We start from the raw sequence: 25,286 nt of genomic DNA on the forward strand, positions 1-25,286 counted from the left end.
GCTCGACGCGTCAGCGGTATTCGGGGTTGGCGTCGTAGCCCCAGCGCTCGCCGTCGTTCCACGCCTGGCGAAGGTTGCCGTAGGCGGGGATCCCGCCGGCGTCCTTGAGGCGACGGGCGGTGTGCAGGAGGTTCCACGTCATGAACGTGGTGTTGCGATTGGTGAAGTCGTTCTCGGGGCCGCCGGATCCGGGATCCAGGTAGCTCGGCCCCGGACCGATCGCCCCGATCCAGCCCGCGTCGGCGGCCGGAGGGATCGTGAACCCGATGTGCTGGAGGCTGTAGAGGATCGACATCGCGGCGTGCTTGACACCGTCCTCGTTGCCGGTGATGATCGCCCCGCCGGTCTTCCCGTAGTACACGTACTGGCCCCTGCCGTTGAACAGGCCGCTCATCGCGTAGAGCCGTTCGATGAGCTTGCGCGTGATCGAGGCGTTGTCGCCGAGCCACAGCGGTCCGCCCACCACGAGGATGTCGGCCGCGTCGATGAGCGGCCAGATCTCCTCGGGCCACGCGTCGGTCGCCCAGCCGTGCTCACGCATGTCGGGGTAGACGCCCGTCGCGACGTCGTGGTCGATGAAGCGGACGTCGTCGACGGTCACCCCCTGCGACCGCATCAAGGCGATGCTGCGGTCCATCAGCCCCTGGGTGTGGCTGAGCTCCGGGCTCCGTTTCAGGGTGCAGTTCACGAACACCGCGCGGAGGTCGTCATAGACCGCCGGAGCGGTCGGTTGCTCTGCCATGGGGGGCAGACTACGACCATCCTTCCCCGCCGGCCAGGGGGTGGCGGATCTTCAGTCCCGCGCGGACAGCAGGTAGGCGTTCAGGCCGTCGGTGAACGCGTGGTCGATCGCCAGCGGAGCGTCGTCGATCGCGGCGATGGGGGCCGCGAGGCGCACGCTGGACACCAGCCAGGCCTGATCCGCGGCCGCGAGGTCGGCGGTCGGGACCGTGGCGTACTCCGTCGTGAAGCCCTGCTCCCCGAGGTGCGCGAAGAGGCTGATCTGCGTGGTGCCCTGCAGGATGCCGCCGTGCGGCGCCGGGGTGACGAACCGGTCGCCGAAGCGCAGGATGAGTGAGGCCGTGGGCGCCTCCAGCACGACGCCGTCGGTCGTGACGAAGATGGCATCGTCGGCTCCGCGGCGGTGCGCCTCACGCAGCGCCGCCATGTTGACCGCGTAGGAGAGCGTCTTCGCCCCCAGGAGCAGCCACGGCGAGCGCTCCGCAGCGCCGCTGTCGTAGCCGCGGTCGAGGGTGACGACCCGGATGCCGTCGGCGCGCGCGGCGGCGAAGTCGCCTGCGGGGGCGGCGGTGACCCATGCCGTCGGAGCCGGTCCGTGGTCGACGCCCCGGCTCAGGATCAGCTTGATGACCCACTCCCCCGGACCGCACTCCGCGGCCGCGATCGCGACCGCCTGGCGCCACTGCTCGCGGTGCGGCTCGGGCAGTTCGCAGAGGGCGGCGGAGTGCGCGAGGCGCTGCACGTGCGCCTCGACCTCCTGGGCGTGCCCGTCGACGACGCCGATCGACTCGAAGATGCCGTCGCCGCGCTGCGTGCTCAGCTCGCCCACGCTGAGCGCGGGAGCGCCCGGGTCGATGCGGCGGAAGCTGTCGCTGAAGTCGGCGCGCTCCTCGTCGGTGGACTCGGCGGGCGTGATCAGCAGAGCGAAGCGGGCGGCGGCCATAGGACGAGCTTAGGACGTGCGTCGTCCCCTTCGTTCTCGCCCCGGGACGGTGCGCCCGCCGACACGCCCGAGCTCAGCCGGGTCGCCCTCGCGGATCCGGGCTCCGGGAATACCCCCGCGGCCGACGCGTTACACTGTATCGGCCGGGCCGCATAACCCCGGGCTCCATTTTTCGCCGCTGCGAGCGGCCTTCCGCCGAGAGGCGTTCTTGCGGCCCGGCTTCTTCGTATCCGGATCCGGTGTCGGTCCGTTCCGGAAGCGTCCGCCGAATGCGCTCAGGTCAAGGAGCCGTCGCGCCAGGCCGCCGCCGAGGCGGTCAGGTCGTGGGCGAAGGCGCTCAGGCGCGACGCCCGGGTGGTGAGATCGCTCGCCCGATCGGGCTCGGTCGGGTCGTAGTCGTCGGCGATGTGAGTCGATCCCGACGCCTGCACGCGGCAGAACGCCGCGGCGCGCTCGAGCGCGATCGCGAAGTCGCCGGAGAAGGCGCCGCGGAGGATCGTGTCGATGAGGGCGACGAGCTCCTCCGGCCCGGCCGGCACCGGCGCGCCGGCGACGAGGGCGTCGACGGACGGCAGCTCGACGCGTCCGCGCTCGTGCAGCAGCGCCGCGAGCGAGGGATCCGCGTGGATCGACACCTGCAGCAGATAGAGCCGCCACAGCGCGCCCGGGAGCGACACCGCAGGACTCTTCGCCCACAGCTCCGCGACCTCGTCGATGCCGTGCTCGGTGGCGTAGGCCACCAGCCGCTCCGCGCTCACGCCGCTGTCGTCCGCGCGCACGCGGGCCAGGAGCGCCGAGGCCGTGGCGTGCGCCATCCGCGTCTGCTCGGCCGGATCGTGGGATCCGAGCAGATTGTCGAACGTCTCCGGCGAGAGGCGGACGGGGCGATGGAAGGGAGCGGGCACCGACCCAGGGTACGCGCGGTGCCCGCGCAACACCCACAGACGGGGACCCTAGACTGGATCCACGGGCCTCTAGCTCAGTTGGCAGAGCATCGGACTTTTAATCCGCGGGTCGTGGGTTCGAGCCCCACGGGGCCCACCGCGAACGGGGCTCGGCCATCCGATGGCCGAGCCCTTTCACACCCGCGTCGGACCGGCACGGCTTCCGCACAGGCCTGCGACAGCCCCGGAACGTGCCGCTCACGCGGGATCGGCGCGGTGCCCCTCTTGGAGCGCGGGAAGCATCCAGTGCACGAGCTCCGCGATGGTGGTCCGGAATCGCACGTCCTCGGGTTCGCTCGCCCAGGCTCGCAGACGCCGCACCGTGTCGGTGTCGGCCGGGTCGAGGTCGGTCAGGAGCAGTTCCACTTCGGCGATCGACGCCTGCTGCGCGCGCCGGGCAGTCGCAGCACTGGCCATCGTGACGCCGATCAGGGCCTCGTAGCAGGCGGCCGCGCGTCCGACGGGCAGTCCTTGTTCCATGAACTGCCGGAGCAGTGCATTCACCATGCCGACCATCTGCGCCCAGGGGCGCGAGTCGAGGCGTGCAGGAACGGCCTCGGGATGGGCGATGAGGAGGCCTCGCAGCTCGACGAAGAACCCGACCAGAGCCTCGACCGGGTCAGAGGATTGGGCGAGGTCCGGGACGCGGATGCCGTCAAGCATCCGCGAGACGGCCGCATCGGCGATCTCCTCGACCGACGCGAAGTACGAGTAGAGCGTGGAGGAGCGCACGCCGAGGCGCTGAGCGAGCGAGCGCGTCGAGAGCGAGGCGAAGCCGTCCTCCATGATGAGCGCGACTGCGGCGTCGACGACCGCGACGGCCGTGAGCTTGCGCGGTCGCCCCCGGGACGCCGCAGACTGTTCGGATGTCACCTCCCCCACTTTACAGATCGCATGATCGGAATATAATTCCGATCACCTGATCGAAAAGGAGTGCGTCATGACGGACTGGGCGAAGAAGCCTCTTCTCGCGGCACTGATGACCCGAGGCGCGGCCATCGCGCTCGCCCGCCGGGTGCTGATCCGACTGAGTCTGCGCGCGGCGGTGCCGCCGACGTGGCGCCGCCCGGCCGGTCCGCATCCGGTGGGCGTGCGGGACGCCGTGATCTCGGATCTCGGACCGACCGCCGCGGACGGAGCCGTCCGGATCTGGTATCCAGCCGTTGCGGGAACCGGCGGAGAGGCGCGCGCATACTTCGGCGACCGTGAAGAGCAGCGGACGATGGTGCGCGGGCTGAGTCCTCTGCTCACCGCTCCGGGGACGCGCGCGCTCGGCGCCCGGCGCACTGCCTCTCGTCGCGATGCGGTGCCGGCGACGACGAGTGCGCCCGTCGTCCTGTTCTCGCACGGGTTCACAGGATTCGTCGGTCAGAACACGCACCTGTGCGAGCATCTGGCGTCCGCAGGATACCTCGTCGTCTCGGTCGCGTATCCGGGCGCCGCCGCCGCGATCGCCGCACCCGACGGGTCAGAGCGGGTGATGACGGCGAAGGAGCGGCGGCGCCTCACCACTCCGGAGTTCCTGCGTACGTTCCTCGATCTGGTGACGGCACGGACGACAACCGCAGAGGACGCCGCCCTGGCACGAGCCGCCACGATCGACGCTCTCGCCGCCGAGAACGCTCGGTGGGCACGCCATCTGTCCGCCGTCCTCGACGCGCTCCTCTCGGCCGCGCAGCGCGTACGGCGCGTCGATGCCGCAACGTGCGCAGCGCTCGACCCCGCCGACTGGTCGCGCGTCGCGCTGGTCGGCATGTCGTTCGGAGGGTCGACGAGCGCGAACGTGGCCCAGGTCGACCCGCGGATCTCGGCCGCAGTGAATCTCGACGGGCTGCAACAGGGAGAGCTGCTGCGCCTGCGCGACGCTCGCGTTCCGATGCTGGTGATGTCATCCTCCGGATCCCGCCTCCGCTCCGGCCGGGTCATCACGGATCTCCACTACGAGGCACGGGAATCCCGGGCCGCGGTGCAACGCGTCTTCGTCCCCGATGCACGGCATCACGCCTTCACCGATCTCGTCGAGTTCGGAGAGGGCCCCGTCCGGCGTCTGCTCGATCTGGGAACGATCGACGCGGAACGGATGCTGGACCTGGTCGCGGACACGACGCTCGACTTCCTGGACGCGACATTGCGTCCCGCCGTCTCGTCGAGCGCGGAAGGGCGGGCCCGTCGATGAGACTCGACGAATACGTGCGCCACGACGCGACAGGCCTCGCGATGCTCGTGAGGAAGGGCGACGTCAGTCCCGCCGAGCTCGCGGCGTGTGCCGCAGCCGCGGCCGACGCCGTCAACCCCCTGCTCAACGCCCTCGTGGGCGCGATCGACGAGCGTGCCCCCTGGACGGCTGGCGGCCCCTTCTCCGGCGTTCCCCTGCTCAGCAAGTCAGGTCACGGACGCGCGGGCGGCCCGCTCGGAGCGGGTTCGCGGCTGCTCGCCGGACGGACAGTTCCCGCCGACGATGTGTTCAACGCCCGCATCAGGGCGACCGGCGTGGCGTTCGTCGGCGCGACGACGGCGCCCGAGTTCGGGCTGTATGCGGTGACCGAGTCGCGCCTGCACGGCGCGACTCGCAACCCCTGGGATTCCTCTCGATCCTCGGGAGGTTCCAGCGGCGGCGCGTCCGCGGCCGTCGCCGCTGGCATCGTGCCGGTCGCCACAAGTGGAGACGGAGGCGGATCGATCCGCACACCGGCGCACTGCACCGGCGTCTTCGGATTGAAGCCGAGCCGCGGCCGGACGCCATTCGAGGCGAACCACTTCTTCAACCTCTCGGTCAACCACGTCACGACGCGCACCGTACGCGACTCCGCCGCCTTCCTCGACGCCACGCAAGGGGCCCATCGGGGAGCCAGGTATCTGATCTCGTCGCCGTCACGTCCGTACGCAGCAGAAGTCGATCTCGAACCGAATCCCCTGCGCATCGGCTTCACCACCGCTCTTGCGGGTTTCGCGACAGCGAGCCCGGAATGCGCTGATGCCGTCCGACGCACCGCGGCTCTGCTCGCCGGGCTCGGCCACGAGGTCACCGAGGCGTCGCCCGGTATTGCCTGGTCCGGCTTCTTCGACGCGTTCCTGCGCGCGTGGACGCACGCAGTGCCATGGTCGATCGGCCGGATGGAACGAATGCGCGGGCGGCCCGCCGAACCGGAGGAGCTGGAGCTCATGACCATGCGCTATCGACGACACGGCGAGACGGTGACCGTGGGAGACCTGCTCGACGCCGATCAGGTCTTCCGCGCCGCGTCCCGCGCCGTGGACGACTACTTCGCGTCCTTCGATGTCTGGCTCACACCCGTCGCCGTCACCGCCGCACCGCGGATCGGCGACTTCGACCCCTCCGCCACCGACGAAACCGCCGCCGAGTACTCGCTCCGCGTGCTGCGCGACTACTCTGCCTTCACCCCGCTCCTGAACGTGACCGGGCATCCGGCGGCCGCAGTACCCGCCACCCAGGGCGACCGCGATCTCCCGATCGGCGTGCAGCTGGTGGGACGCGCGGCCGGCGAGGGCGAGCTGCTGCGCTTGTGCGCCCAGCTGGAGGCCGTGAACCCGTGGAAGCAGCGGACGCCGCCGATCTGGTCCGGTGCACCGTCGAGAGGAGGCGCGGCGTGACGACGCAGCCGTCCCCTGTCGCCCGGATCGGCAGCGAAGGGAAGCTCCTCGCCGGGGCTTCGCTGATCCTCGCCTTCAGCGCGGTCGGCTTCCTCGTGCAGACCTTCGGCGTGTTCTCCGCAGCGATCGAGCAGGAGTTCGGCTGGTCACGCACGGAGACCTACAGCGTGCTCACGATCGCGACGCTGCTCGCGCCGGTGCTCATCCCCTTGACCGGGTGGGCCGCCGACCGCCTGAACCTGCGCACGCTGGTGATCTCGGCACTCGTCGTCGAGGTGGTCTCCCTGCTCGCCCTCGGTCTCGTTCCGGTCGGCCGGATCGGGTTCTCGATCCTGTTTCTCGTGACCTATGCAGCGAGCTTCGGAGCGAGCGCGGTCCCGCTGGCCAAAGCAGTCGGCGCCGCGTTCTCGAAGCGACGCGGCGCGGCACTAGGGATGCTGTTCGCCGGCGCTTGCCTCGGCGCCATCGCCAACCCGCTGGTCGCCGGTGCGCTCATCGGCGCCGTCGGCTGGAGGGGCGCTTTCGCCGTGCTCGGGGCGCAGACCGCGGTCCTCGCGGCACTGCCGGCCCTCCTGCTCATCCGGTCTGCGCGCGGAGCCCCTCGAACGGCCGACGCCGACCGCCCCGCAGGCTGGAGCACACTGTTCCGCACCCGCGCCCTGTCGGCGATCCTCGGATGGGGATTCTTCGCCGCCCTGGGGTACAGCGGCATGCAGGGTCACCTCGTGCCTCTCCTCCAGGAGCGGGCGCACACCGCCGCGGAGGCAGTGATCGGGCAGAGTCTCCTCGGCGTCGGTCTCCTCGTCGGCAATCTGGCGGCCGGCCTGCTGCTCGACCGACTCCCCACCCGCCCGCTCGCGAGTCTCATGCTGGTAGTACCCGTCGTCGCTCTGCTCGCTCTGGCGCTGCTGCCCCCTGGACCGTGGGACGTCGTCGTCACCACTGGCCTCGGCGTCGCGACAGGGACGGAGACGGCGATGCTCGCATATGTCGTGTCACGCTACCTGCCGACCGCCGTGGCGGGGCGGGCGCTGAGCATAGGCATGGTCGCCGTCGCTCTCGGAGGAGGCGTCAGCACACTCATCGGGGCGGCAACGCATGACGCGACAGGAAACTACCGGCTGTTCCTCCTGCTGTGCGCGGCATCCCTCACGGTCGCATCGGTATGGCCATGGGCCCTTCGTGAGCCGAGCTCGGACGTGTCGTCGACGGCATCGTCGCACGCGCGAGATGCGACGAGCTGACGGCAGCCTCGGCGGTCACCGATGAGTGCGTCTGCTCAGACACCCAGGCTGCGCAGCAGCTCCCGCACGCGGGACTCGATGTCGTCGCGCACGCCGCGGACGAACTCCGGATCCCGGCCGGCCGGATCCGCCAGCTCCCAGTCCTCGTAGCGCTTGCCGGGGAAGATCGGGCAGGCGTCGCCGCAGCCCATCGTGATCACGGCGTCGGCCTCGCGCACGTCCTCGGTGCGCAGCAGCTGCGGCACGGCCTCGGAGATGTCGATCCCCTTCTCCGTCATCACCGCGACCGCCGCCGGATTGATGCTCTCGCCGGGCTCCGAGCCGCCGGAGCGCACCTCGACCCTGTCGCCACCGAGCGCGCGGGCGAATCCTGCGGCCATCTGCGAGCGGCCCGCGTTGTGCACGCACACGAAGAGGATGAGCGGTCGATCGTTCATGCGGGGACTCCTGTGGTCGGGGTGGGAAGCGGTGCGCCCGCCTGCCGGGCGAAGAGGGCGATCGCGCGCTCGGCGTCGGCGACCGAGATGCTGCCGCCGGCGACGATGTGCAGCCCGTAGGCGTCCTCCAGTGCGACGAAGTTCATGGCGATGTCGTCGACGGGTCCGGCCAGGGAGAAGTCGCCGGTCGCCGCCCCGGCCTCCAGGATCCGCCGGTAGAGCGCGAGCTGCTCGCCGTAGAGCCGCTGCACGAGCTCATCGTGCAGCGGCGACTTGCCCGCGAGCACGTCGAACTCGTAGAGCAGTCGCATGAGCGCGTCGTCCGGTCCGGAGGGAAGCCCCGCCCGGATCGCGATCGCCAGCTGCTCTGCGGGCCGCTCCGCCTGCGCCACCAGGGCTTCGCGCTCTTCGCCGACCCGGCGCATACCCGCGGCGTGCGCCTCGACGAGGATCGCGTCGAGATCCTCGTAGTAGTACAGCAGCGCTCCGCGCGTCACTCCCGCTTGATTCGCGACGTCCGTGAGCGAGAGATTGCGCAGCCCGTGCTCGGCTGCAGCCTCGAGCGCCGCGTCGACCACCTCGCGGCGTCGCTGCTCCTGCGTGCTGGGGCGTGCCATGAAGCCAGTATCTCAGGCCCGTCCGAGGAGCGGATCCGCTCAGACGAGTTTCTTGACATTTGAGTCAATTAATTTACTCTTGAGTCAAAGAACTGTGAGCGCAGCCCCGAGACGCGCTCACCCGAGACGCTGGAGCACCGACATGGCAGTCGACACCCTCTACACCGGCGGACGCGTCCGCACCTTCGATCCCGAGCAGCCCTGGGCCGAGGCCGTCGGCGTCACCGGTGACCGCATCACCTACGTCGGCCCGGCCGCGGAGGCGCCGGCCGCCCGTCAGACCGTGCAGCTCGAAGGCCGCCTGGTCACGCCCGGGGTCGCCGACACGCACAACCATCTGCTGCTCGGGTACGACGACCTCGCCGTCAGCCTCGACCAGGTGCAGAGCCTCGACGTGGTCCGCTCCCGCATCGCTGCCTTCGCCGAGGCCCACCCCGAGCTCGAGTGGATCTGCGCCGAGAACGCGCTCTACTCGGTGGTCGAGAACCGCCGCCCGAACGCCGACGATCTGGCCGGCGTGACCGACCGCCCCGTGTTCATCACGACCTACGATCAGCACTCGGTCTGGCTGAACCGGCCTGCGCTCGCGCGGCTCGGGATCCTGAACGGCGGCGACATCGCCTGGGGGAACCCCGAGATCGACCGCACCACCGGTGAGCCGACCGGCTGGGTCTTCGACTTCTACACCAGCGCCATGACCGTCGACGGGCTCGCCGAGCTCCAGCGCGACATCCCGATGTACTCCCCCGACCGCCGCTATCGCAAGATCGTGAACAGCCTCGAGATGGCGCGCCGCTTCGGCATCACGACGGTCGTGGAGCCGCAGGTGCCCCTGGCGGAGCTGCCTCTGTTCGCGCGCGCCGAGCGTGAGGGCCGGCTGACCGCGCGCACGATCGCGGCGATCTATCATCCGGTCGGCGCCGACGGCGACTTCCGCGCCCGCATCACCGAGGCCATCCGTGAGACGCCGCAGCATGAGCGCTTCCGACTGGGCCCCGTCAAGCTTTACGCCGACGACGTGATCGAGCCGCACACCGCCGCGATGCTCGAGGACTACGCGAACCGCCCCGGCCACCGGGGGCACACGAGCCTCGCGCCGACCGAGTTCACGAAGCTGTTCGTCGAGCTGGACCGCCTGGGCTACCAGGTGCATACGCACGCGACCGGCGACGGGGGCATCCGGCTGACGCTCGACGCGATCGAGGCCGCCCGGCGCACGAACGGCGCGCGCGACGCCCGCCACGGCATCGTGCACGTCGAATGCCTCGCGCCGCAGGACCTCCCGCGCTTCCGCGAGCTCGGCGTGGTCGCCGCGATGCAGCCTCGGCACGCCTCGCCCGACCTCGTCGCAGGCACCTGGATGGAGAACGTCGGCGAAGCCCGCTGGGACCGCGCCTGGCGCTTCCGCTCGATGATCGAATCGGGCGCCAAAGTCACCTTCTCCAGCGACTGGCAGGTCGGCGAGATGGATCCGCTCGTCGGGATCTACAGCGCCATGACGCGCGCCCGCCTCGACGGCGGCGACGCGTGGACGCCGGATGAGCGCCTCGACCTCGATCGCGCGCTCGAGGCCTACACCAAGGGCGGCGCGGGCGCGTTCCACAACGAGAACACCCTGGGCATGCTGCGTCCCGGCTACCTCGCCGACCTCGTCGTCTGGTCGGGAGACCTGTACACCATGGAGCCCGCGGAGATCCTCGCGCAGCATGCCGACCTCACCGTCGTGGGCGGAACCGCCGTGCACGACCATCGGGGCGAGCTCGGCGGCACGGCGGCTGCGACGCGCTTCCAGGATCCCGGCGGGTCAGGCCAGCAGTGCAGCGAGCCGTCCGCCGACCACCACTGCCACTCCCACGGCGACTGAGGACGGAACCCCACGATGTCGACGCTGCCATCCCACTCTGCGGTCGCCACCGGCGACGACCGGCTCGCCCATGCCGTGGCTCACGAGTCCGGACCCCTCAAGCGCGCGCTGAAGCTGCGCCACCTCGTGTTCATCGGACTCGCGTACATGGCGCCGCTCGCCGTGTTCGACATGTTCGGGATCGTCGCCGATCAGACCGACGGGCACGTGCCGCTCGCCTACCTGGTCGTGCTCGTCGCCGTGCTGTTCACCGCGTTCAGCTACTCGCGCATGGTGCGGTTCTTCCCGATCGCCGGATCCGCGTACACCTACGCCAAGGAGAGCATCCATCCCTCCGTCGGGTTCCTCGTCGGCTGGGCGGCGACGCTCGACTACCTGCTGCTGCCGATGATCAACGCGATCCTCTCCGGCATCTACATGGGCGCGATCTTCCCCGGTGTTCCGTTCTGGGTGTGGGTGCTGCTCACGGTCGGGATCTGCACCGCGCTCAACCTGGTCGGGGTGCGGCTGGCGGCGAGCATGAACATCATCCTCGTCGGGATCCAGCTCGTCGTCGCCGTGCTCTTCGTCGTGCTCGCGGTGGCGAACATCGCCCACGGCGCGAACGATGCGGCGTTCAGCGTCCGCCCGTTCTCCGCGGGCGACCTGCCGGTGACCGCCCTCGCCGGCGGCGCCGCGATCCTCGCACTGTCGTTCCTCGGGTTCGACGCGGTCTCCACCCTGGCGGAGGAGGCCGAGCGACCGACGCGCGACATCCCGCGAGCGATCTTCGTCATCGTCGCCGCGGCCGGGGCGTTCTTCCTCACCGTGACCTATGTGATGCAGACGCTGTTCCCCGATGTCGCGAAGCTGGAGAACATCGTGGGCGCCTCGCCCGAGATCGCCAGGTACATCGGCGGCGCCGCCTTCCAGGCGATCTTCGTCGGCGGCTACATGATGGCCGTCCTCGGCTGCGGCATCACCCAGCAGATGAGCGCCGCACGGCTGCTCTACGCGATGGGCCGGGACGGGGCTCTGCCGAAGCGGCTGTTCGGACGAGTGAACCCGCGCACCGGCGTGCCCGTCGCGAACGTGCTCATCGTCGCCGCGATCGCCCTGACAGCCCTGTTCGTGGACCTCGCGCAGGCGTCGTCGATGATCAACTTCGGCGCGTTCATCGCGTTCACATTCGTGAACCTGTCCGTGATCTTCGTGTTCTTCCGCTTCATCACCACGCGCACGATCGGATCCTGGATCGGGTTCGTCGTCGTGCCCGCGATCGGCGTCGCGATCAACGTGGGCCTCTGGCTCAGCCTCGACGGGATCTCGATGATCATCGGCGGCGCGTGGACCGCGATCGGGGTCGTCTACCTGATCGTCAAGACCCGCGGGTTCCGTGCCGCTCCGCCCGACCTGACCGGACCGATCAACGTCGGGATGCACGACTAGGAGCGCACCCCGGGCGCGGCTACGACCGCCGCGCCCGGTGTCGGCGCACCGCGTCGCGGTTCGCGCACCGCACGGAGCAGTAGCGCTGGCGTCCGTTGCGCGTCACGTCGGCGACCACGTTCGTGCACGGCGCGGCCGCGCAGCGTCCCAGCCGGCCCATCCCCCGGGTGACGAGGTGCAACGAGGTCCCGACCGCGATCACCGCGCGCAGCACGTGCGGGAGCGTGTCGTCCTCGTCCCGGTAGTGCAGATGCCATCCCTCGCCGTCGTGGTCGGTCAGACGGGGATAGGCGGCCGCAGATGCCATCTGCACGTTCAGCAGCGCCGCGCGCTCCGTCGCCGTCCGCGCGTCCACGATGCGCAGCCAGTCGTCCAGGACCTCCCTGGTGCGTGCGTGATCGCGCGGATCCACGGGGAGCGTCATCGTCATGCCGAAGTCGCGGGTCCGCTGCTCGATGCCCGCGCGGTCCGCCGGCCAATCGTTGGCGAGCGACGCCGCCATCAGCACCGCGTACTCTCCGTAAGGGTTGAGATGCACAAGAACATTACATCATCGTGGAGCCATGACCACCACAGCCCCCGTACCCCTCACCGCCCGCGCCGATCAGCCGCGCCCCGCCGGAGTCCGGCACGAGCACGCGTGGATCACCGTCTCCCGCCACGCCACCTCCGAGGGGGTGCTTCGGTACGTGCGGTGCGTGTCCTGCGACGCCCATCGCGTCGATGTGCGCGCTCCGGGCCATGCGGCGCCGGAGGCCGTGAGCCGCACTGTGGAGCGCCACTGAGGCCCAGTCGCGGGCCTTCGCGCCTGGATCCTCAGCCCGCCGTGAGGTCGGCGAGCTTCCGCACGGTGAGCAGGTTGCGCGCCGTGCCGGCGACGCCGAGCGCACGGTCCAGCACCGGCCGGGTCAGCTTCGTCGATTGCACCCCACCTGCGCCGTAATCGATCCAGAGATCCACCCCGCGCAGCGCGATCCGCTCCCCCGGCTGCAGGCGCGGAGTGAGCGCCTCGATCGCTGTCGGCAACGGCTCCCCCTCGAGGAACATCGCGTGCAGCATCTTTTCCTGCGCCGCGTCGGGGAAGGGGTTGTCGGCGAGCACCCGCGCGAGGTCCGCATGCGTGCGCAGGATCACCGGAGTGTCCACCCCGAACGTGTCGTGGATCAGGGCGCGCACCTGCGCGCAGGCGGCCTTCGGATCCGCCGGGGCGTCGCAGATCACGTTGCCGCTGGCGATGTAGGTGGAGACCTCGCCGAATCCCTCGCGCCCGGTCAGGGCCGTCCGCAGCTCCGCCATCGGCACCCGGTTGTTGCCGCCGACGTTGACGGCGCGCAGCAGCAGCACGCAGCGCTCTGCGCTCATGCGGCACCGTCCCCGTCCGGCGCGGTACCGCCTGCACCGGGCGCCGCGCCCTCGCCGACGAGCTCGGCACCCGCGTGCGCGAGCTCGGCGAGCGCCGCCGCGCTGGAGTCGGCCCCCACGCCGGCGACGAGATCGGTGAGGATCCGCACGTGCACGCCGTGCGCGATCGCATCCAGCGCCGACGCGCGGACGCAGTGATCCGTGGCGATGCCGACCACGTCGGCGGCGACGACGCCGTGGGCGGAGAGGATCGCGGCAGCGGTCTGCCCGTCCTCGGTCACGCCCTCGAACATCGAGTAGGCGGGACGCCCCTGTCCCTTGAACACGTGGTGCGTGACGGCGGCGGTCTCGAGCAGCGGATCGTAGGCGGCACCCTCGGTGCCGCCTACGCAGTGCACCGGCCAGGTGTCCACGAAGTCGGGCTCGGCCGCGAAATGCCCGCCGTTGTCCCCCGTGCCGTCGTGCCAGTCACGCGACGCCACGATGACGTCGTAGTCGGCGGCATGATCGCGCAGGAAGGCGCTGACGCCGCGAGCGACAGCATCCCCTCCCGAGACGGCGAGAGCGCCACCCTCGGTGAAGTCGTTCTGCACGTCGACGATGAGAAGAGCTCTGGACATGCTCCGAGCGTACGCCGACGTGCAGAGTTCGACCGCCCGACGAGGAAGCACCAACCTGTGAGCGCACACAGGCGCGGGGCGTAACGTCCGGTTATGAACGCACAAGTGAAGAACGCGGGGCTGAGCTCCGAACTGCTGGGTCTGAGATCGGTTCTGATCGGGTCGCTCCCCGCGACGCTGATGACGAACGACGCTCCGGACCGCTACACCGTGGAAGCGGTGTTCACCCGCAAGACGGATCGCGACGAGGTCGCCGCGATCCAGGGCAATGAGACACGTGCCCGCCTGTCCGCGAAGGGATACTCGACCGTCGAGCTGCACGTCGCGGACCGTCGCCTGGAGATCGCGAACACCAACCTCGAAGAGCTCCGTGATGGACTCGGGAGCGTCATCGCCGAGCTCCTGGCGGAGATCAGTGCCTCCCTGCAGGCCGAGCGCGAACTCGTCGCCGGTCGTTTCCAGGACGCCTCCGATCGTGAGCAGGCGCGTGCGGCCGAGGTCGCGGCGCTGGCCGAGTCGGTGACCTTCACCCGTCGTCCGGCTGCCGAGGTCTTGGACGACGAGTCGCGCATCGAGGACTGGTTTGAAGAAGGCGGTGCCGTCCGCGCGTAGGGACGACACCGACGAAGAGGTCATCATGGTTGATGTCCGCACCCGCCCCCCGGGGCAATGCAGAACGCGCGACGAGCGCGTTCACCGGACTGGCGCAGGAGATCAGGACGCGCGGTCTGCTGCGTCGCCGTTACGGGTACTACTGGACGAAACTGGCCGTCGCACCCGTCTCGGTCGCCGGCTGCCTCGTCGCCTTCGTCTGGATCGGTGACAGTTGGTGGCAGCTTTTCACCGCGGCGGTGCTGGCGATCGTGTTCACGCAGATCGCCTTCCTCGGGCACGACGCGGCGCACCGGCAGATCTTCGTCTCGGGGCGGTGGAACGACTGGATCAGCATCGTTCTCGGCGATCTGCTCGTCGGCATGAGCTACGGATGGTGGCAGCACAAGCACACACGCCATCACGCGAACCCGAACAAGCTGGGATCCGACCCCGACATCGAGCTTCCCGTCATCGCCGTCTCCGCGGAAACGGCAGAAAAGCCCCACAGGCCACCGATCAACTGGCTCCGCGCACACCAGGGCGTGTTGTTCTTTCCGCTGCTGCTCCTCGAGGGGCTCTCTCTGCATGCGTCGAGCGTGCGCCGGGTCTTCGCGCGCGGGCGACTCGAGCGGCGCTGGGTCGAGATCGCCTTCCTCGCCATCAGGATGATCGGCTACGTGACGCTGGTGTTCATCGTGCTCTCACCGGGCATCGCCTTCGTCTTCCTCGGTGTCCAACTCGGCCTGTTCGGTTTCTACATGGGCATCGCGTTCGCACCGAACCACAAGGGGATGCCGATCGTGCCCCGGGACATGACCCTGGACTTTCTGCGCCGTCAGGTGTTGATGAGCCGGAACATCCGGGGCAGCCGATTCCTCGACATAGCGATGGGCGGGCTCAATTACCAGATCGAGCATCACCTGTTCCCCTCGATGCCGCGCCCGCACCTGCGTCGAGCCGCCCCGATCGTCGCCGAGTACTGCCGAGAACACGGCGTGACCTACACCCAGGTCCACCTGCTCACCTCGTACGCGATCGTGATCCGCTACATCAACCGCGTCGGCCTCGGCGAACGAGACGTCTTCACCTGCCCTCTCATCGAACAACGCAACCACCTCGGAGCGGCGGACGTGTGACCAATCTGCCGATACGCCTGCGCTTGCGTCTGTGCGCGTGTACTGTGCGACTAAGGGCCGCACTGGGAAACCGGGGGTTATGTTCGGTTGAGCGGCTCTGGTTGACGGGAACTCTCGCCCCGCTGCTGCGAAAGCCGGCCTGGGCGGGGTTCCTGTCCCCACCCCGAGGGGCCGCCCCGAAGGACGAGAGGCCATCGTTCGGTTCCCTGTCCGGAACGATGACCTCCCTGCTGTACCTCCAGCACGCAGCTCTCCCCAGTCCTGCGCCGATAGACCCTACCGGACCAGCGCGAGGTGTCCGCGCCGGTCGGGCCGTGAATACCCGGGTCCTGCCGGTTGCGGTCGGAAGGCGGCCACTGCCGCCTTCCGACCGCAACCCCCTATCGCTGATCGGCGGCGACGCCTAGCCTCACGCAATGGGTACTCTCACGTACGGGCTCGAGGATCGCCGCGTCGAGATCGAGGATGTGACGCTCGCTCACCTCATGGTCGCCATCGTCGCCACGCTTACGAGCGACGACAGCGTTCTGCTCTGGGTGCACCCGGACCGACTGGACGGCGCCGACCGCGTCCAGCTGCTGCCTTCCACGCCGATGCGATTCAGCTTCGATGGGCCCGAACCGCATTCCCTGGATCCCCGCACCGTCGCGAAACTGGCCGTCCGGCTCGCCGACCCCGCAGGGTTTACGATCCCCGAGCATTCCACGCCACGCTGACCAGTGCACACGAGGGCGGCCACCACAAGCCCGCTCGCAGGCACGGCACGGCGGTCTACTGTCGGGCGTATGGGAATCCTCTACTACGGGAGCGCCGAGCACCCCGTCGAGATCGACGACACCGCCCTCGCCCACCTCAAGGTCGTCGTCGCAACGAAGCTCCGCCGCAACGAGAGCTTCACCCTCTCCTGGAAACACGACGACGGCGAACCCGTCGGCCGATCCACGATCTGGCTGCACCCCTCGATTCCGCTGCGCTTCGAGTTCAACGAGCCCGACCCGCCTGAGCTTGACCCGGCACGGATCCAGGCGTATGCGGAATCCGCGAACACCTCCGGAGGCATCCTCATCCCCGAAGACCATATCCGCGGATCCCGCGGCACCTCGACCGCGCCGTAGGCTGCCGTCGTCCTGGGCCGCCACCAAACGTCACCCGCCGCGAAGCCTACCCCACTCCATCTTGCTGGTCTCCGGAGATGAGATGTCGCCGCTTGGTCCCCATGGCTGGGCGACGACCTCTCTGGTACCTCCAGCGGCAGCCTCCGAGGGCTACCGCTCGCCAGGGGTGGACGCTACTCGCATGGCCGCGCTCATGCACCGCTACAACGTAAATCGCGTTGCGGCCCGTCAAAGGTCGGTGCCAGAGGCGACGCTGGAGGCGTGTTCTGGGATGGACGCGTTTCCTCGTGCGGAGATCATGCTGGCGATCGTGACGATCAGGAACAGTTGGCCGGTGATCGCCTCAGTGATCGCGACGCTCTCGAGGACGGGGCCGACGGGGACCACGTTCCCGTACCCCACGGTGGTGAGGGTGGTGAAGGAGAAGAACAGTTGCCCGCGGAAGGAGTCACCGTGAGGGCCGTCGAGGACAGCGGCCGGTGAGAGCTGGGCCGCCAGGTTGTAGACGAAGGTGAAGAGCATCCCCACGAGGACGTAGGCCGAGACGGCGGCGATCAGGTTCTGCACGCCGGGGCGCCTCAGCCGCATGCGGTGAGCAATGATCGCGGAGGCGGCGAGCACGCAAGCGAACGCCGACGCGATCGCCAGCACGAGGTCGACCACGCGCCCGCGCGTTCCGGCGATCTCGACGGCGATGACGGCGAGGACGGCCACAGCGAGGAGTACCCAGCTTGCGCGCTGCAGCCCAAGCTCCGCATCGGCGACCCAGAGCACCACGACGAGCGTTACGAGCTGCGCGAGGAAGGCGATGGCGCTGGGGTCCGCCCCCTCCTGCGCGGCGCAGAGCACATAGGAGAGGGCGATCAGGGCGAAGACCAGCCAATATCCGGCGTGCCGAAGAGCCGTCGTCAAGCGCTTCATCGCACGGACGCCTCCTCCCGCGTGCGTAGGTTTTCGCGCTTCGCCTTGCGGGAGGAGGCGATCAGGTTCAGCGCTTCCACGAGGATCGCGAAGGCCATGGGCGCGTAGATCAGGGCCTTGTCGATGTGCGCTCCGAATCCTTCGGCGATGAGGAAGACACCGATGAGCAGGAGGAAGGACAGCGCGAGCATCTTCACGGTCGGATGCCGGTTGACGAACGTGAAGACGAACCGGGATGCGAACAGCATGACCAGGAACGAGAGCACCACCACCGTGACGATGACGATGACGTTCTCGGTCATGCCGACCGCGGTGATGACCGAGTCGAGGGAGAAGACGATGTCGAGAGCGAGGATCTGCACGAGCACGGAGCGGAACGTGATCCGCTTCATCGACACATCGTGCTCCTCATCCGCTCCTTCGAGCTTGTGGTGGATCTCAGTGACGGCCTTGTAGACGAGGAAGAGGCCACCGGCGATCAGGATGAAGTCCTTGACGGAGAATCCCATCCCGAACAGCACGACGACGTCTTCCTTCAGCGTGATGATCCATCCCGCGAAAAACACGAGCACGACGCGGATGACCATCGCCAGCGTGAGGCCAAGGCTGCGCGCCCTCGCCTGCTGCTCCTGGGGGAGCTTGGAGGCCAGGATCGAGATGAAGATCACGTTGTCGACGCCGAGAACGACCTCGAGCACGAAGAGTGACAGGAACACCGCGACGATATCGGGGGTGAACGGGAGAGCGAATTCCACGCGTTCATGCTAGACGAGCTCAACAAAGCAAACTCGCCCCCGCCATCCAAAGAGACCGGGGGCGAACGACCACGCCACGCCAGAGGCCCCGCGAATGAGCTCGTACAGCCCTCCGTCGCCGTGATTCCGCTTCTTCGGCATCGCAACCGCTCCCTTCACTCAGGGTGCACACATACGTGCACACATGTGACTGCAGGAGTGTGTTTGCGGTTGCTACCTTTCCTCTAACGGTGAAACCCCCGGTTTTCCGCTTGATTCTGCGGGAAACCGAGGGTTCCGATGGAGCCGCCCAAGGGAATCGAACCCTTGACCTTTTCATTACGAGTGAAATGCTCTGCCGACTGAGCTAGGGCGGCGCACACCCGGAGGTGCGCATGCGGTGAACCGCACGATCAACGATCTTACCCTGTCCGCGAGGGTGCTGCGAACCACGCGCACCCCGGGCGCGGCACGGCCCGTCGTCCGTGCCGCAGCCCGCGCCTATTCGCAGCGGATGCCCGCCTTGGCCGGCACGGTCCCGTCGACGAAGTAGGCGTCCACGGCGTCGTCCACGCAGCTGTTGCCCTTGTTGTAGCCGGTGTGGCCCTCGCCGACGCGCGTGATCAGCACCCCGCCCTCGAGCTGCTTCGCGAGCGACTCGGCCCATGCGTACGGCGTGGCGGGATCGTTGGTGGTGCCGATCACGAGGATCGGGCCGGATCCCGCTGCGGTGATCTCGCCCCGGGTGCCGGTCGGCGGGAACGGCCACTGCTCGCAGGGATCGGGACCGTCCCAGTAGGGCGCGATCGTGGGAGCCTCCGCCTTGATCTTCGCGTCGGACGCCGCCTTGGCCGCGGGATCGTTCTCGAGCGGGTAGTCCATGCAGTTGTAGGCGCGGAACGCCTCCGTGGAGTTGTCGGTGTACTTGCCGTTCTCGCGGCTGTTGTAGAAGTCCGCGAGCTGGAAGGCGACGGAGGGATCGCCCTTGAGCACGGCGGTGAGCGACTGGGTCAGGTACGACCAGCTGTCCTGCGAGTACAGGGCGGAGACGATCGACGTCATCAGCGTGTCCGCGCCCAGCATGCGCCCGTCGGCGTTCTTCTGCGGCGATCGATCGACGCTCGCGAGCAGCGCGCCGAGGTCGCCCATCGCCTCGTCCACGGTGCCCTGGAAGGGGCACTTCTTGTCTTTGAGGCAGGAGGCCATATAGGCCCGCAGCGCGGACTCGAACCCGATCGCCTGCGTCGTGCTGACGTCGAGGTTCGAGACGGCGGGGTCGAGCGCGCCGTCGAGCACGAGGTGGCCCACACGATCGGGATAGAGCTGCGCGTAGGTCGCGCCGAGGAAGGTGCCGTACGAGTAGCCGAGGTAGTTCAGCTTCTTGTCGCCCAGAACCCCGCGCAGCAGATCCATGTCGCGCGCCGAGTTCACGGTCGTGATGTACGGCAGGATCCCCTTGCTGTTCTTCGCGCACGCGTCGGCGAAGTCCTTGTTGGCCGACTTCTGGGCGGCGGTCCATTCGTCGCTGCCGCGCGCACCCGGACGGATCGAGTACAGGTAGTCGTCCATCTGGGTCGCGTCGAGGCACTTCACGGCCGTCGAGGATCCGACGCCGCGCGGGTCGAAGCCGATGACGTCGTAGTTCTTGACGAGGGTGGGGCTCACCGCGAAGCTCAGGCTCGACTTGATCAGCTGGAGGCCGCTCGCCCCCGGTCCGCCGGGGTTGGTCAGCAGCGAGCCCTTGGACGTGCCGGTGGCGCGGTGGCGCACGACCGCGAGATCGAGCGAGCCGGCGCCCGGGTTCTCCCAGTCGAGCGGCGCCTTCACGGTCGTGCAGTCCATGCCGCCGCCGCAGCCCGACCAGGTGAGCTTCTGTCCGTAGAACGGCTGCAGGTCGGCGGCGATCCCGGAGGTGTCGGGCGTCGCCGTCGGACCCGCCGACGAGGATCCGGCGGGGATCATCGAGTACAGACAGCCGCTGAGCGCCAGCGCGGCGACCACGAGGCCCGCCGTCACGGCACCCAGGCGACGCAGACGCGCCCCGGCATGGTGGCGACGCAGCGGCGAGGGGGCAGGCGTGTTCATGGTCTCCTCCCGCTCGTGACGGTCACGAGCAAGCTCTCGAGGGCGAGCGCGGGGGCGACGTTGCGCTCCAGCGACTCCCGGGTCTCGGCGAGGTGGTCGAGCACGACGAGGGTGCGCGCAGGCTCCCAGGCGGCCGCGATCGCCGCGAGCTCCGCGGCGAGCTCACGGTTGATGAGGCCGTCGTCACGACCGAACTGCAGCATGACCACATCGCGGAACAGCGACTGCAGATCGGTGAGCACGCGGTCGAGGCCGTCGCGCACGCTGCGCTTGGCCCGCTGCTTCTGCTCCTCCTCGAGCGCGTTGATCTGCGAGCGCACGGCCGGGGGCACAGCCTGCCCTTCCGCGATGCCCACGGTGTGCAGCAGGGAGCGCCGCTCGGCCTCGTCGCGCTCGGCCGTGAGGGCCTTCGCATCGTCGGTGGCGGCCAGCACGATCTGTCCCGCCACCTCGACGGCATCGCTGACCCCGCGAGCGGCGAGCACGGCGCGCAGGGTCTGCTCCCGGCGCGAACGCGCGGCCTCGTCGGTCGCGAGCCGCTGCGCCATGCCGATGTGGCGCTGCGCGTGCCGCGCCGCCTGCTCGGCGACCGCGGGATCGGCACCGGTGCGGCGCACGATGAGCTCCGCGACCGACGCGACATCGGGTTCGCGCAGCCGCAGCGACCGCACCCGGGAGCGGATCGTCGGCAGCAGATCGGCCTCGCTCGGGGCGCACAGGATCCAGACCGTCTGCTCCGGCGGCTCCTCGAGCGCCTTCAGCAGCACGTTCGAGGTGCGCTCGGTCATCCGATCGGCGTCCTCGACGACGATCACGCGGTAGCGACCGCTGGAGGGGCCGAAGTAGGAGCGCTCGACGAGGGCCCTGGCCTCGGCGATCGAGATGATCACCTTCTCGGTGCGCAGCACCGTCACGTCGGGATGAGTGCCGGCGAGCACCTGATGCATGGTCTGCTCGTCGTCGGGGCCGGAGGCGATCAGCGACGCCGCGAACGCCGTCGCCAGCGTCGACCTGCCGGATCCGGGAGGACCGGTGATCAGCCAGGCGTGCGACATCGCCGCGGGATTCTCGACCGCGGTGCGCAGCGTCTCGACGGCGGCGTCCTGCCCCCACACGTCGGTCCACGGGAACGGCGCGAGAGCGGTGGCGGGCATGCGCTCAAGCCTAACCGGGAGCAGCGACAAGGACAGCGCGGCCACGTCGATCCGGGCTCTCACCTCCTCGGCGATCACCCGCACCGCGGGCCGCACCGACGGGTCGAGGTCAGAGCATCGCGGCGATGCGTGCGCGCACCGCTTCCGCGATCCGCTCCGGATCCTGCGCGGCGTCGACGACGAGGAAGCGCCCGGGCTCCGCGGCTGCGAGGCCGAGGTAGGCCTCCCGCACCCGCCGGTGGAACTCCTCGCGCTCCGCTTCGAGCCGGTCGAACGGCTTGTCCGCGGAGTCCAGCCGGCGGCGCGCGTCCGCGGGATCCAGGTCGAGCAGCACCGTCAGATCCGGCAGTGCGCCCTCGGCCGCCCACAGCGACAGCTCGCGCACCTGGTCCGCGTCCAGGACGCGACCCGCCCCCTGATAGGCGACGGACGAGTCGAGATAGCGGTCCTGGACGACGACCGCGCCGCGCTCCAGCGCAGGGCGCACGACGGTGGCGACATGGTGGGCGCGGTCGGCGGCGTACAGCAGCGCCTCCGCCCGCGGTGCGATGTCGCCGCGGTGGTGCAGCACGATGTCGCGGATGAGCACGCCGACCTCGGATCCGCCGGGTTCGCGCGTGCGCAGCACCTCGCGGCCCTGCGCGCGCAGCCATTTCTCCAGAAGCGCCGCCTGGGTGGTCTTGCCCGAGCCGTCGCCGCCTTCGAGGGTGATCCAGAGGCCGCGGGCGCTCACGCGCCTGCCTGCTTCTTCGCGGCGTTGGCGGCGCGCGTCGCAGCCGCCTTCTTCGCCGCGGCGGAGCGGGCCGCCGCCTTGTCCGCGTCGCTCTTCGCCGCCGTCTTGGCGGGGGCCTTCTTGGCCGCCGCCTTGGCCGGTGCCTTCTTCGCCGGAGCCGACTTCTTCGCAGCGGTGCGCGCGCCGCGCTTCGGTGCGGGGCCCTTGGCGCGCTTGTCCGCGAGCATCTGCACCGCGATCTCGAACGTGATGTCCTGCACCTGCTGGCCGCGCGGGATGGTCACGTTCGTCTCGCCGTCGGTGACGTACGCGCCGAAGCGGCCGTCACGGATCCGGATCGGCTTGCCGCTGGTGGGGTCGGCGTCGAACTCGGCGAGCGCGCTGGACGCACGGCGGGCGCCGTACTTCGGCTGCGCGTAGATCTCGAGGGCCTGCTCGAGGGTGATGTCGAAGATCTGCTGCTCGCTCTCCAGCGAGCGCGAGTCCGCGCCCTTCTTCAGGTAGGGCCCGAATCGTCCGTTCTGAGCCGTGATCTCCTCGTCGGTCGCCGGATCCACACCGACCACGCGCGGGAGCTCGAGCAGCTTGAGCGCCGTGTCGAGATCGATCGTGTCGACGGACATGGAGCGGAACAGCGAGGCGGTGCGCGGCTTGGGCGCCGCCTCCTTCTTCGCGCCGCGCTTGGGCTTGGGCGCCTCGACGACCTCGCCGGTGCTCTCGTCGACCTGATCGTCTTCGGAGACCGGGTCGTTCTCCTGGATGTACGGGCCGAAGCGGCCGTCCTTGACGACGAGGATCTTGCCGTTGGCCGGGTTCTCGCCGAGCACGCGGTCGCCGGCGACGGGGGCGTCGATGAGCTCCTGCGCCTTCTCCGCGGTCAGCTCGTCGGGAGCCAGATCCTCCGGCACGTTGACGATGCGGGGCTTCGCGTCGGGGTTCGCCGGATCCGCCACCTCGAGGTAGGGGCCGTACTTGCCGAACCGCAGCGTGGCGTTATCGGTGATCCGCGTCGCGTTCAGCGCCCGCGCGTCGATCTCGCCGAGGTTGTCGACGACCTGGCGCAGACCCACCTGCGAGTCGGATCCGAAGTAGAAGGAGTGCAGCCACTCGATGCGCTTCTGCTCTCCCCGGGCGATCGCGTCGAGGTCGTCCTCGAGCGCGGCCGTGAAGTCGTAGTCGATGAGGTCGGCGAAGTGCTGCTCGAGCAGCCGCACCACGCTGAACGCCATCCACGTCGGGACGAGGGCCTGCCCGCGCTTGGTCGCGTACCCGCGGTCGATCACCGTGCCGATGATGCTCGCGAACGTCGAGGGGCGGCCGATGCCGTGCTCCTCGAGCGCCTTGACCAGGGAGGCCTCGGTGTATCGCGGCTTGGGCGTCGTGCGGTGCGGCTTCGCGTCGGCCTCGGACACGCCGAGCACATCGCCCACGGCGACGGCGGGGAGCGACTGGTTCTCGGCGGCGTCGGCGGCGTTGCGCCGCTCGTCCCTGCCCTCTTCGTACGCCTCGAGGAAGCCCTTGAAGGTGTAGACGGTGCCCGAAGCGGTGAACTCCGCGACCTTGCCCGCGCTTGCACCGGGCGCCGTCGACGTGTCCACGGCGATCGTGACGGTGGTGGTCTCGTACTTCGCGTCGGACATCTGGCTTGCGACGGTGCGCTTCCAGATGAGGTCGTAGAGCCGCTGCTCCTCGCGGTCGAGCTGCGAGGACACCGAGGCCGGCGTGCGGAACTGCTCGCCCGAGGGGCGGATCGCCTCGTGCGCCTCCTGCGCGTTCTTGCTCTTGGACTTGTAGACGCGGGGCTTGAGCGGCACGGCCGCGTCGCCGTAGAGAGCGACCGCCTGCGACCGGGCCGCCTGCACCGCCTGGGTGCTGAGCGCGGTCGAGTCCGTGCGCATATAGGTGATGTAGCCCTTCTCGTAGAGCCGCTGGGCGACGCTCATCGCCTGCTTGGCGCTCATCGAGAGCTTGCGTCCTGCCTCTTGCTGCAGCGTCGAGGTGGTGAACGGCGCATACGGGCTGCGGGTTCCGGGTTTCGCCTCGACCTTGGTCACGGTGCCGGATCCGACCGCGTCGACCGCGGCGGCGAGCGCGGCGGCCGCCGTCTCGTCGAGAACGACGACGGCCTTCTTCAGCGCGCCGTTGTCGTCGAAGTCGGTGCCGCGGGCGATCGCGCCGCCGTCGAGCCGCACCAGACGCACGGTGAAGGGAGTGCCCGAGGCCGACGCCTGCGCGTCGACGTCCCAGTACTCGGCGGACACGAACGCCATGCGCTCGCGCTCACGGTCCACGATCATCCGGGTGGCCGCCGACTGCACCCGGCCTGCGGAGAGTCCGGACTTCACCTTGTACCAGAGCACGGGCGACACGTCCCAGCCGTACAGGCGGTCCAGGATCCGGCGGGTCTCCTGTGCGTCGACGAGGGCGAGGTCGAGCTCACGGGTGTTCTCGACGGCGGCCTGGATCGCGTCCTTGGTGATCTCGTGGAACACCATGCGGCGGTAGGGAACCTTGGGCTTCAGCGTCTCCAGGAGGTGCCACGCGATGGCCTCGCCTTCGCGGTCCTCATCGGTGGCGAGCAGGAGCTCGTCGGCGTTCTTCAGAGCCCGCTTGAGCTCGGCCACCGTCTTGGTCTTGCGGTCCGAGACGACGTAGTAGGGGTCGAAGTCGTGGTCGACGTCGATGGAATACTTCCCGTACGCCTGCTTGTCGGCGGCGGGGATGTCCTTCTTGTCGGCGAGGTCGCGGATGTGCCCCACCGAGCTGAGCACTTCGAAGCCGTCGCCGAGATAGCCCTGGATGGACCTCATCTTCGTCGGGGACTCGACGATGACAAGCTTCTTGCCTTGCGCCACGGGGTGCGTCCTTTCGGTCCTGAGCTTCGACGGGGGTCGAAGCACACCATACACACCGCGCCGGAGGAGGGTACTCAGCACGATGAGCCGTCGTCCGCAGGAGTTTCGGGTTCTCCCGCAAAGGATCCGGCGACGGCCGGGAACCCA

The 25,286-nt window shown here is 69.4% G+C and carries 25 protein-coding genes and 2 tRNA genes; 11 read left to right on the top strand and 16 right to left on the bottom strand.

All coding sequences use genetic code 11. The annotated features are described in order from the left end of the window. Positions 1-10 precede the first annotated feature (10 nt). From NFX31_RS12685 to NFX31_RS12695, 3 genes are all read right to left on the bottom strand, one after another. Positions 11-742 (bottom strand): flavodoxin family protein, encoded by a 732-nt coding sequence (locus NFX31_RS12685; protein WP_262955877.1) that lies wholly within the window; start codon positions 740-742, stop codon positions 11-13. A gap of 51 nt (positions 743-793) precedes the next feature. Continuing rightward, positions 794-1,684, bottom strand: a complete 891-nt coding sequence (locus NFX31_RS12690; RefSeq protein ID WP_262955878.1) for an aminodeoxychorismate lyase — start codon at positions 1,682-1,684, stop codon at positions 794-796. 275 nt (positions 1,685-1,959) lie between these two features. Next, on the bottom strand, positions 1,960-2,589 hold the full coding sequence (locus NFX31_RS12695) for a DNA-directed RNA polymerase subunit beta (RefSeq protein ID WP_091479286.1): 630 nt from the start codon (positions 2,587-2,589) through the stop codon (positions 1,960-1,962). Positions 2,590-2,652: 63 nt separating this feature from the next. Between NFX31_RS12695 and NFX31_RS12700 the strand changes: the two genes are divergently transcribed. Then, a tRNA-Lys gene (locus NFX31_RS12700) sits at positions 2,653-2,725 on the top strand. Between the two features lie 101 nt (positions 2,726-2,826). On the opposite strand, the gene NFX31_RS12705 is transcribed toward NFX31_RS12700, so the two are convergent. Continuing rightward, positions 2,827-3,501 carry a TetR/AcrR family transcriptional regulator gene (locus NFX31_RS12705; RefSeq protein WP_262955879.1) on the bottom strand — a complete coding sequence of 225 codons (675 nt, stop codon included), beginning with the start codon at positions 3,499-3,501 and terminating at the stop codon, positions 2,827-2,829. Positions 3,502-3,568: 67 nt separating this feature from the next. On the opposite strand from NFX31_RS12705, the gene NFX31_RS12710 reads away from it, so the two are divergent. Genes NFX31_RS12710 through NFX31_RS12720 form a run of 3 tightly spaced genes read left to right on the top strand, consistent with a single transcriptional unit; the run spans position 3,569 to position 7,484 of the window. Beyond that, positions 3,569-4,804, top strand: a complete 1,236-nt coding sequence (locus NFX31_RS12710) for an alpha/beta hydrolase (protein WP_262955880.1) — start codon at positions 3,569-3,571, stop codon at positions 4,802-4,804. Continuing rightward, positions 4,801-6,240, top strand: coding sequence for an amidase (locus NFX31_RS12715; RefSeq protein WP_262955881.1), 1,440 nt, complete (start codon positions 4,801-4,803; stop codon positions 6,238-6,240). The genes NFX31_RS12710 and NFX31_RS12715 overlap by 4 nt, the downstream gene beginning before the upstream one ends. Then, on the top strand, positions 6,237-7,484 hold the full coding sequence (locus tag NFX31_RS12720; RefSeq protein ID WP_262955882.1) for an MFS transporter: 1,248 nt from the start codon (positions 6,237-6,239) through the stop codon (positions 7,482-7,484). The genes NFX31_RS12715 and NFX31_RS12720 overlap by 4 nt, the downstream gene beginning before the upstream one ends. Before the next feature lie 35 nt (positions 7,485-7,519). Here NFX31_RS12720 and NFX31_RS12725 read toward each other — a convergent pair whose 3' ends face one another. Beyond that, entirely contained in the window at positions 7,520-7,921 is a 402-nt protein-coding gene (locus NFX31_RS12725) for an arsenate reductase ArsC (protein WP_045250671.1), read from the bottom strand. Continuing rightward, the gene (locus tag NFX31_RS12730) at positions 7,918-8,538 is read right to left on the bottom strand and encodes a TetR/AcrR family transcriptional regulator (RefSeq protein ID WP_045250672.1); all 621 of its coding nucleotides are present in this window, start codon (positions 8,536-8,538) and stop codon (positions 7,918-7,920) included. Before NFX31_RS12730 ends, NFX31_RS12725 begins: the two co-directional genes overlap by 4 nt. Positions 8,539-8,680: 142 nt before the next feature. Between NFX31_RS12730 and NFX31_RS12735 the strand changes: the two genes are divergently transcribed. Continuing rightward, on the top strand, positions 8,681-10,402 hold the full coding sequence (locus NFX31_RS12735; protein WP_262955883.1) for an amidohydrolase: 1,722 nt from the start codon (positions 8,681-8,683) through the stop codon (positions 10,400-10,402). A 15-nt stretch (positions 10,403-10,417) separates the two neighbouring features. After that, the gene (locus NFX31_RS12740) at positions 10,418-11,830 is read left to right on the top strand and encodes an APC family permease (RefSeq protein WP_262955884.1); all 1,413 of its coding nucleotides are present in this window, start codon (positions 10,418-10,420) and stop codon (positions 11,828-11,830) included. 19 nt (positions 11,831-11,849) lie between these two features. On the opposite strand, the gene NFX31_RS12745 is transcribed toward NFX31_RS12740, so the two are convergent. After that, positions 11,850-12,368 carry a CGNR zinc finger domain-containing protein gene (locus NFX31_RS12745; RefSeq protein ID WP_262955885.1) on the bottom strand — a complete coding sequence of 173 codons (519 nt, stop codon included), beginning with the start codon at positions 12,366-12,368 and terminating at the stop codon, positions 11,850-11,852. Between the two features lie 25 nt (positions 12,369-12,393). On the opposite strand from NFX31_RS12745, the gene NFX31_RS12750 reads away from it, so the two are divergent. Next, positions 12,394-12,615, top strand: coding sequence for a hypothetical protein (locus NFX31_RS12750; RefSeq protein WP_091479311.1), 222 nt, complete (start codon positions 12,394-12,396; stop codon positions 12,613-12,615). Positions 12,616-12,646: 31 nt separating this feature from the next. On the opposite strand, the gene NFX31_RS12755 is transcribed toward NFX31_RS12750, so the two are convergent. Then, entirely contained in the window at positions 12,647-13,192 is a 546-nt protein-coding gene (locus tag NFX31_RS12755) for a DUF1697 domain-containing protein (RefSeq protein WP_091479314.1), read from the bottom strand. Then, the gene (locus NFX31_RS12760; protein ID WP_262955886.1) at positions 13,189-13,812 is read right to left on the bottom strand and encodes an isochorismatase family protein; all 624 of its coding nucleotides are present in this window, start codon (positions 13,810-13,812) and stop codon (positions 13,189-13,191) included. The genes NFX31_RS12755 and NFX31_RS12760 overlap by 4 nt, the downstream gene beginning before the upstream one ends. 93 nt (positions 13,813-13,905) lie before the next feature. Here NFX31_RS12760 and NFX31_RS12765 point away from each other — a divergent pair, with 93 nt between their 5' ends. From NFX31_RS12765 to NFX31_RS12780, 4 genes are all read left to right on the top strand, one after another. Beyond that, positions 13,906-14,424 carry a hypothetical protein gene (locus NFX31_RS12765; RefSeq protein WP_262955887.1) on the top strand — a complete coding sequence of 173 codons (519 nt, stop codon included), beginning with the start codon at positions 13,906-13,908 and terminating at the stop codon, positions 14,422-14,424. A 32-nt stretch (positions 14,425-14,456) separates the two neighbouring features. Next, complete coding sequence (locus NFX31_RS12770; RefSeq protein WP_262955888.1) at positions 14,457-15,542, top strand: fatty acid desaturase family protein; 1,086 nt, start codon at positions 14,457-14,459, stop codon at positions 15,540-15,542. A 416-nt stretch (positions 15,543-15,958) separates the two neighbouring features. Beyond that, positions 15,959-16,258, top strand: a complete 300-nt coding sequence (locus tag NFX31_RS12775) for a DUF7882 family protein (RefSeq protein ID WP_052674311.1) — start codon at positions 15,959-15,961, stop codon at positions 16,256-16,258. A gap of 69 nt (positions 16,259-16,327) precedes the next feature. Continuing rightward, positions 16,328-16,657, top strand: coding sequence for a DUF7882 family protein (locus NFX31_RS12780; protein WP_262955889.1), 330 nt, complete (start codon positions 16,328-16,330; stop codon positions 16,655-16,657). 228 nt (positions 16,658-16,885) lie between these two features. On the opposite strand, the gene NFX31_RS12785 is transcribed toward NFX31_RS12780, so the two are convergent. The 7 genes from NFX31_RS12785 to topA all read right to left on the bottom strand — a co-directional run bounded on the left by NFX31_RS12785 (position 16,886) and on the right by topA (position 25,139). Further along, a complete protein-coding gene (locus NFX31_RS12785) occupies positions 16,886-17,578 on the bottom strand; it encodes a potassium channel family protein (protein ID WP_262955890.1) in 693 nt (230 codons plus the stop codon). After that, positions 17,575-18,333: a TerC family protein gene (locus NFX31_RS12790; protein ID WP_045250682.1), complete on the bottom strand. Its 759-nt coding sequence runs from the start codon at positions 18,331-18,333 to the stop codon at positions 17,575-17,577. The genes NFX31_RS12785 and NFX31_RS12790 overlap by 4 nt, the downstream gene beginning before the upstream one ends. Before the next feature lie 280 nt (positions 18,334-18,613). After that, positions 18,614-18,689: transfer RNA gene (locus tag NFX31_RS12795), tRNA-Thr, on the bottom strand. Between the two features lie 124 nt (positions 18,690-18,813). Further along, positions 18,814-20,397, bottom strand: coding sequence for an alpha/beta hydrolase (locus NFX31_RS12800; RefSeq protein WP_082072311.1), 1,584 nt, complete (start codon positions 20,395-20,397; stop codon positions 18,814-18,816). Next, positions 20,394-21,551: a DNA polymerase III subunit delta' gene (locus NFX31_RS12805; RefSeq protein WP_045250683.1), complete on the bottom strand. Its 1,158-nt coding sequence runs from the start codon at positions 21,549-21,551 to the stop codon at positions 20,394-20,396. The genes NFX31_RS12800 and NFX31_RS12805 overlap by 4 nt, the downstream gene beginning before the upstream one ends. A 109-nt stretch (positions 21,552-21,660) precedes the next feature. Beyond that, positions 21,661-22,284, bottom strand: a complete 624-nt coding sequence (gene tmk / locus NFX31_RS12810) for a dTMP kinase (protein ID WP_091479332.1) — start codon at positions 22,282-22,284, stop codon at positions 21,661-21,663. Further along, positions 22,281-25,139 (bottom strand): type I DNA topoisomerase, encoded by a 2,859-nt coding sequence (topA, locus tag NFX31_RS12815; RefSeq protein ID WP_045250685.1) that lies wholly within the window; start codon positions 25,137-25,139, stop codon positions 22,281-22,283. Before topA ends, tmk begins: the two co-directional genes overlap by 4 nt. Positions 25,140-25,286: the final 147 nt, after the last annotated feature.

This window comes from Microbacterium azadirachtae, assembly GCF_025583665.1.
Lineage (GTDB): Bacteria > Actinomycetota > Actinomycetes > Actinomycetales > Microbacteriaceae > Microbacterium > Microbacterium azadirachtae.

What these genes read in the sequence shown, in the direction of transcription:
- NFX31_RS12685 (WP_262955877.1), bottom strand. Translation starts at nt 742, where the DNA reads ATGGCAGAGCAACCGACCGCTCCGGCGGTCTATGACGACCTCCGCGCG.
- NFX31_RS12770 (WP_262955888.1), top strand. Translation starts at nt 14,457, where the DNA reads ATGTCCGCACCCGCCCCCCGGGGCAATGCAGAACGCGCGACGAGCGCG.
- NFX31_RS12740 (WP_262955884.1), top strand. Translation starts at nt 10,418, where the DNA reads ATGTCGACGCTGCCATCCCACTCTGCGGTCGCCACCGGCGACGACCGG.
- NFX31_RS12780 (WP_262955889.1), top strand. Translation starts at nt 16,328, where the DNA reads ATGGGAATCCTCTACTACGGGAGCGCCGAGCACCCCGTCGAGATCGAC.
- NFX31_RS12715 (WP_262955881.1), top strand. Translation starts at nt 4,801, where the DNA reads ATGAGACTCGACGAATACGTGCGCCACGACGCGACAGGCCTCGCGATG.
- NFX31_RS12730 (WP_045250672.1), bottom strand. Translation starts at nt 8,538, where the DNA reads ATGGCACGCCCCAGCACGCAGGAGCAGCGACGCCGCGAGGTGGTCGAC.
- NFX31_RS12800 (WP_082072311.1), bottom strand. Translation starts at nt 20,397, where the DNA reads ATGAACACGCCTGCCCCCTCGCCGCTGCGTCGCCACCATGCCGGGGCG.
- NFX31_RS12785 (WP_262955890.1), bottom strand. Translation starts at nt 17,578, where the DNA reads ATGAAGCGCTTGACGACGGCTCTTCGGCACGCCGGATATTGGCTGGTC.
- NFX31_RS12775 (WP_052674311.1), top strand. Translation starts at nt 15,959, where the DNA reads ATGGGTACTCTCACGTACGGGCTCGAGGATCGCCGCGTCGAGATCGAG.
- NFX31_RS12725 (WP_045250671.1), bottom strand. Translation starts at nt 7,921, where the DNA reads ATGAACGATCGACCGCTCATCCTCTTCGTGTGCGTGCACAACGCGGGC.
- NFX31_RS12710 (WP_262955880.1), top strand. Translation starts at nt 3,569, where the DNA reads ATGACGGACTGGGCGAAGAAGCCTCTTCTCGCGGCACTGATGACCCGA.
- NFX31_RS12765 (WP_262955887.1), top strand. Translation starts at nt 13,906, where the DNA reads ATGAACGCACAAGTGAAGAACGCGGGGCTGAGCTCCGAACTGCTGGGT.
- NFX31_RS12755 (WP_091479314.1), bottom strand. Translation starts at nt 13,192, where the DNA reads ATGAGCGCAGAGCGCTGCGTGCTGCTGCTGCGCGCCGTCAACGTCGGC.
- NFX31_RS12750 (WP_091479311.1), top strand. Translation starts at nt 12,394, where the DNA reads ATGACCACCACAGCCCCCGTACCCCTCACCGCCCGCGCCGATCAGCCG.
- NFX31_RS12805 (WP_045250683.1), bottom strand. Translation starts at nt 21,551, where the DNA reads ATGCCCGCCACCGCTCTCGCGCCGTTCCCGTGGACCGACGTGTGGGGG.
- NFX31_RS12760 (WP_262955886.1), bottom strand. Translation starts at nt 13,812, where the DNA reads ATGTCCAGAGCTCTTCTCATCGTCGACGTGCAGAACGACTTCACCGAG.
- NFX31_RS12690 (WP_262955878.1), bottom strand. Translation starts at nt 1,684, where the DNA reads ATGGCCGCCGCCCGCTTCGCTCTGCTGATCACGCCCGCCGAGTCCACC.
- NFX31_RS12735 (WP_262955883.1), top strand. Translation starts at nt 8,681, where the DNA reads ATGGCAGTCGACACCCTCTACACCGGCGGACGCGTCCGCACCTTCGAT.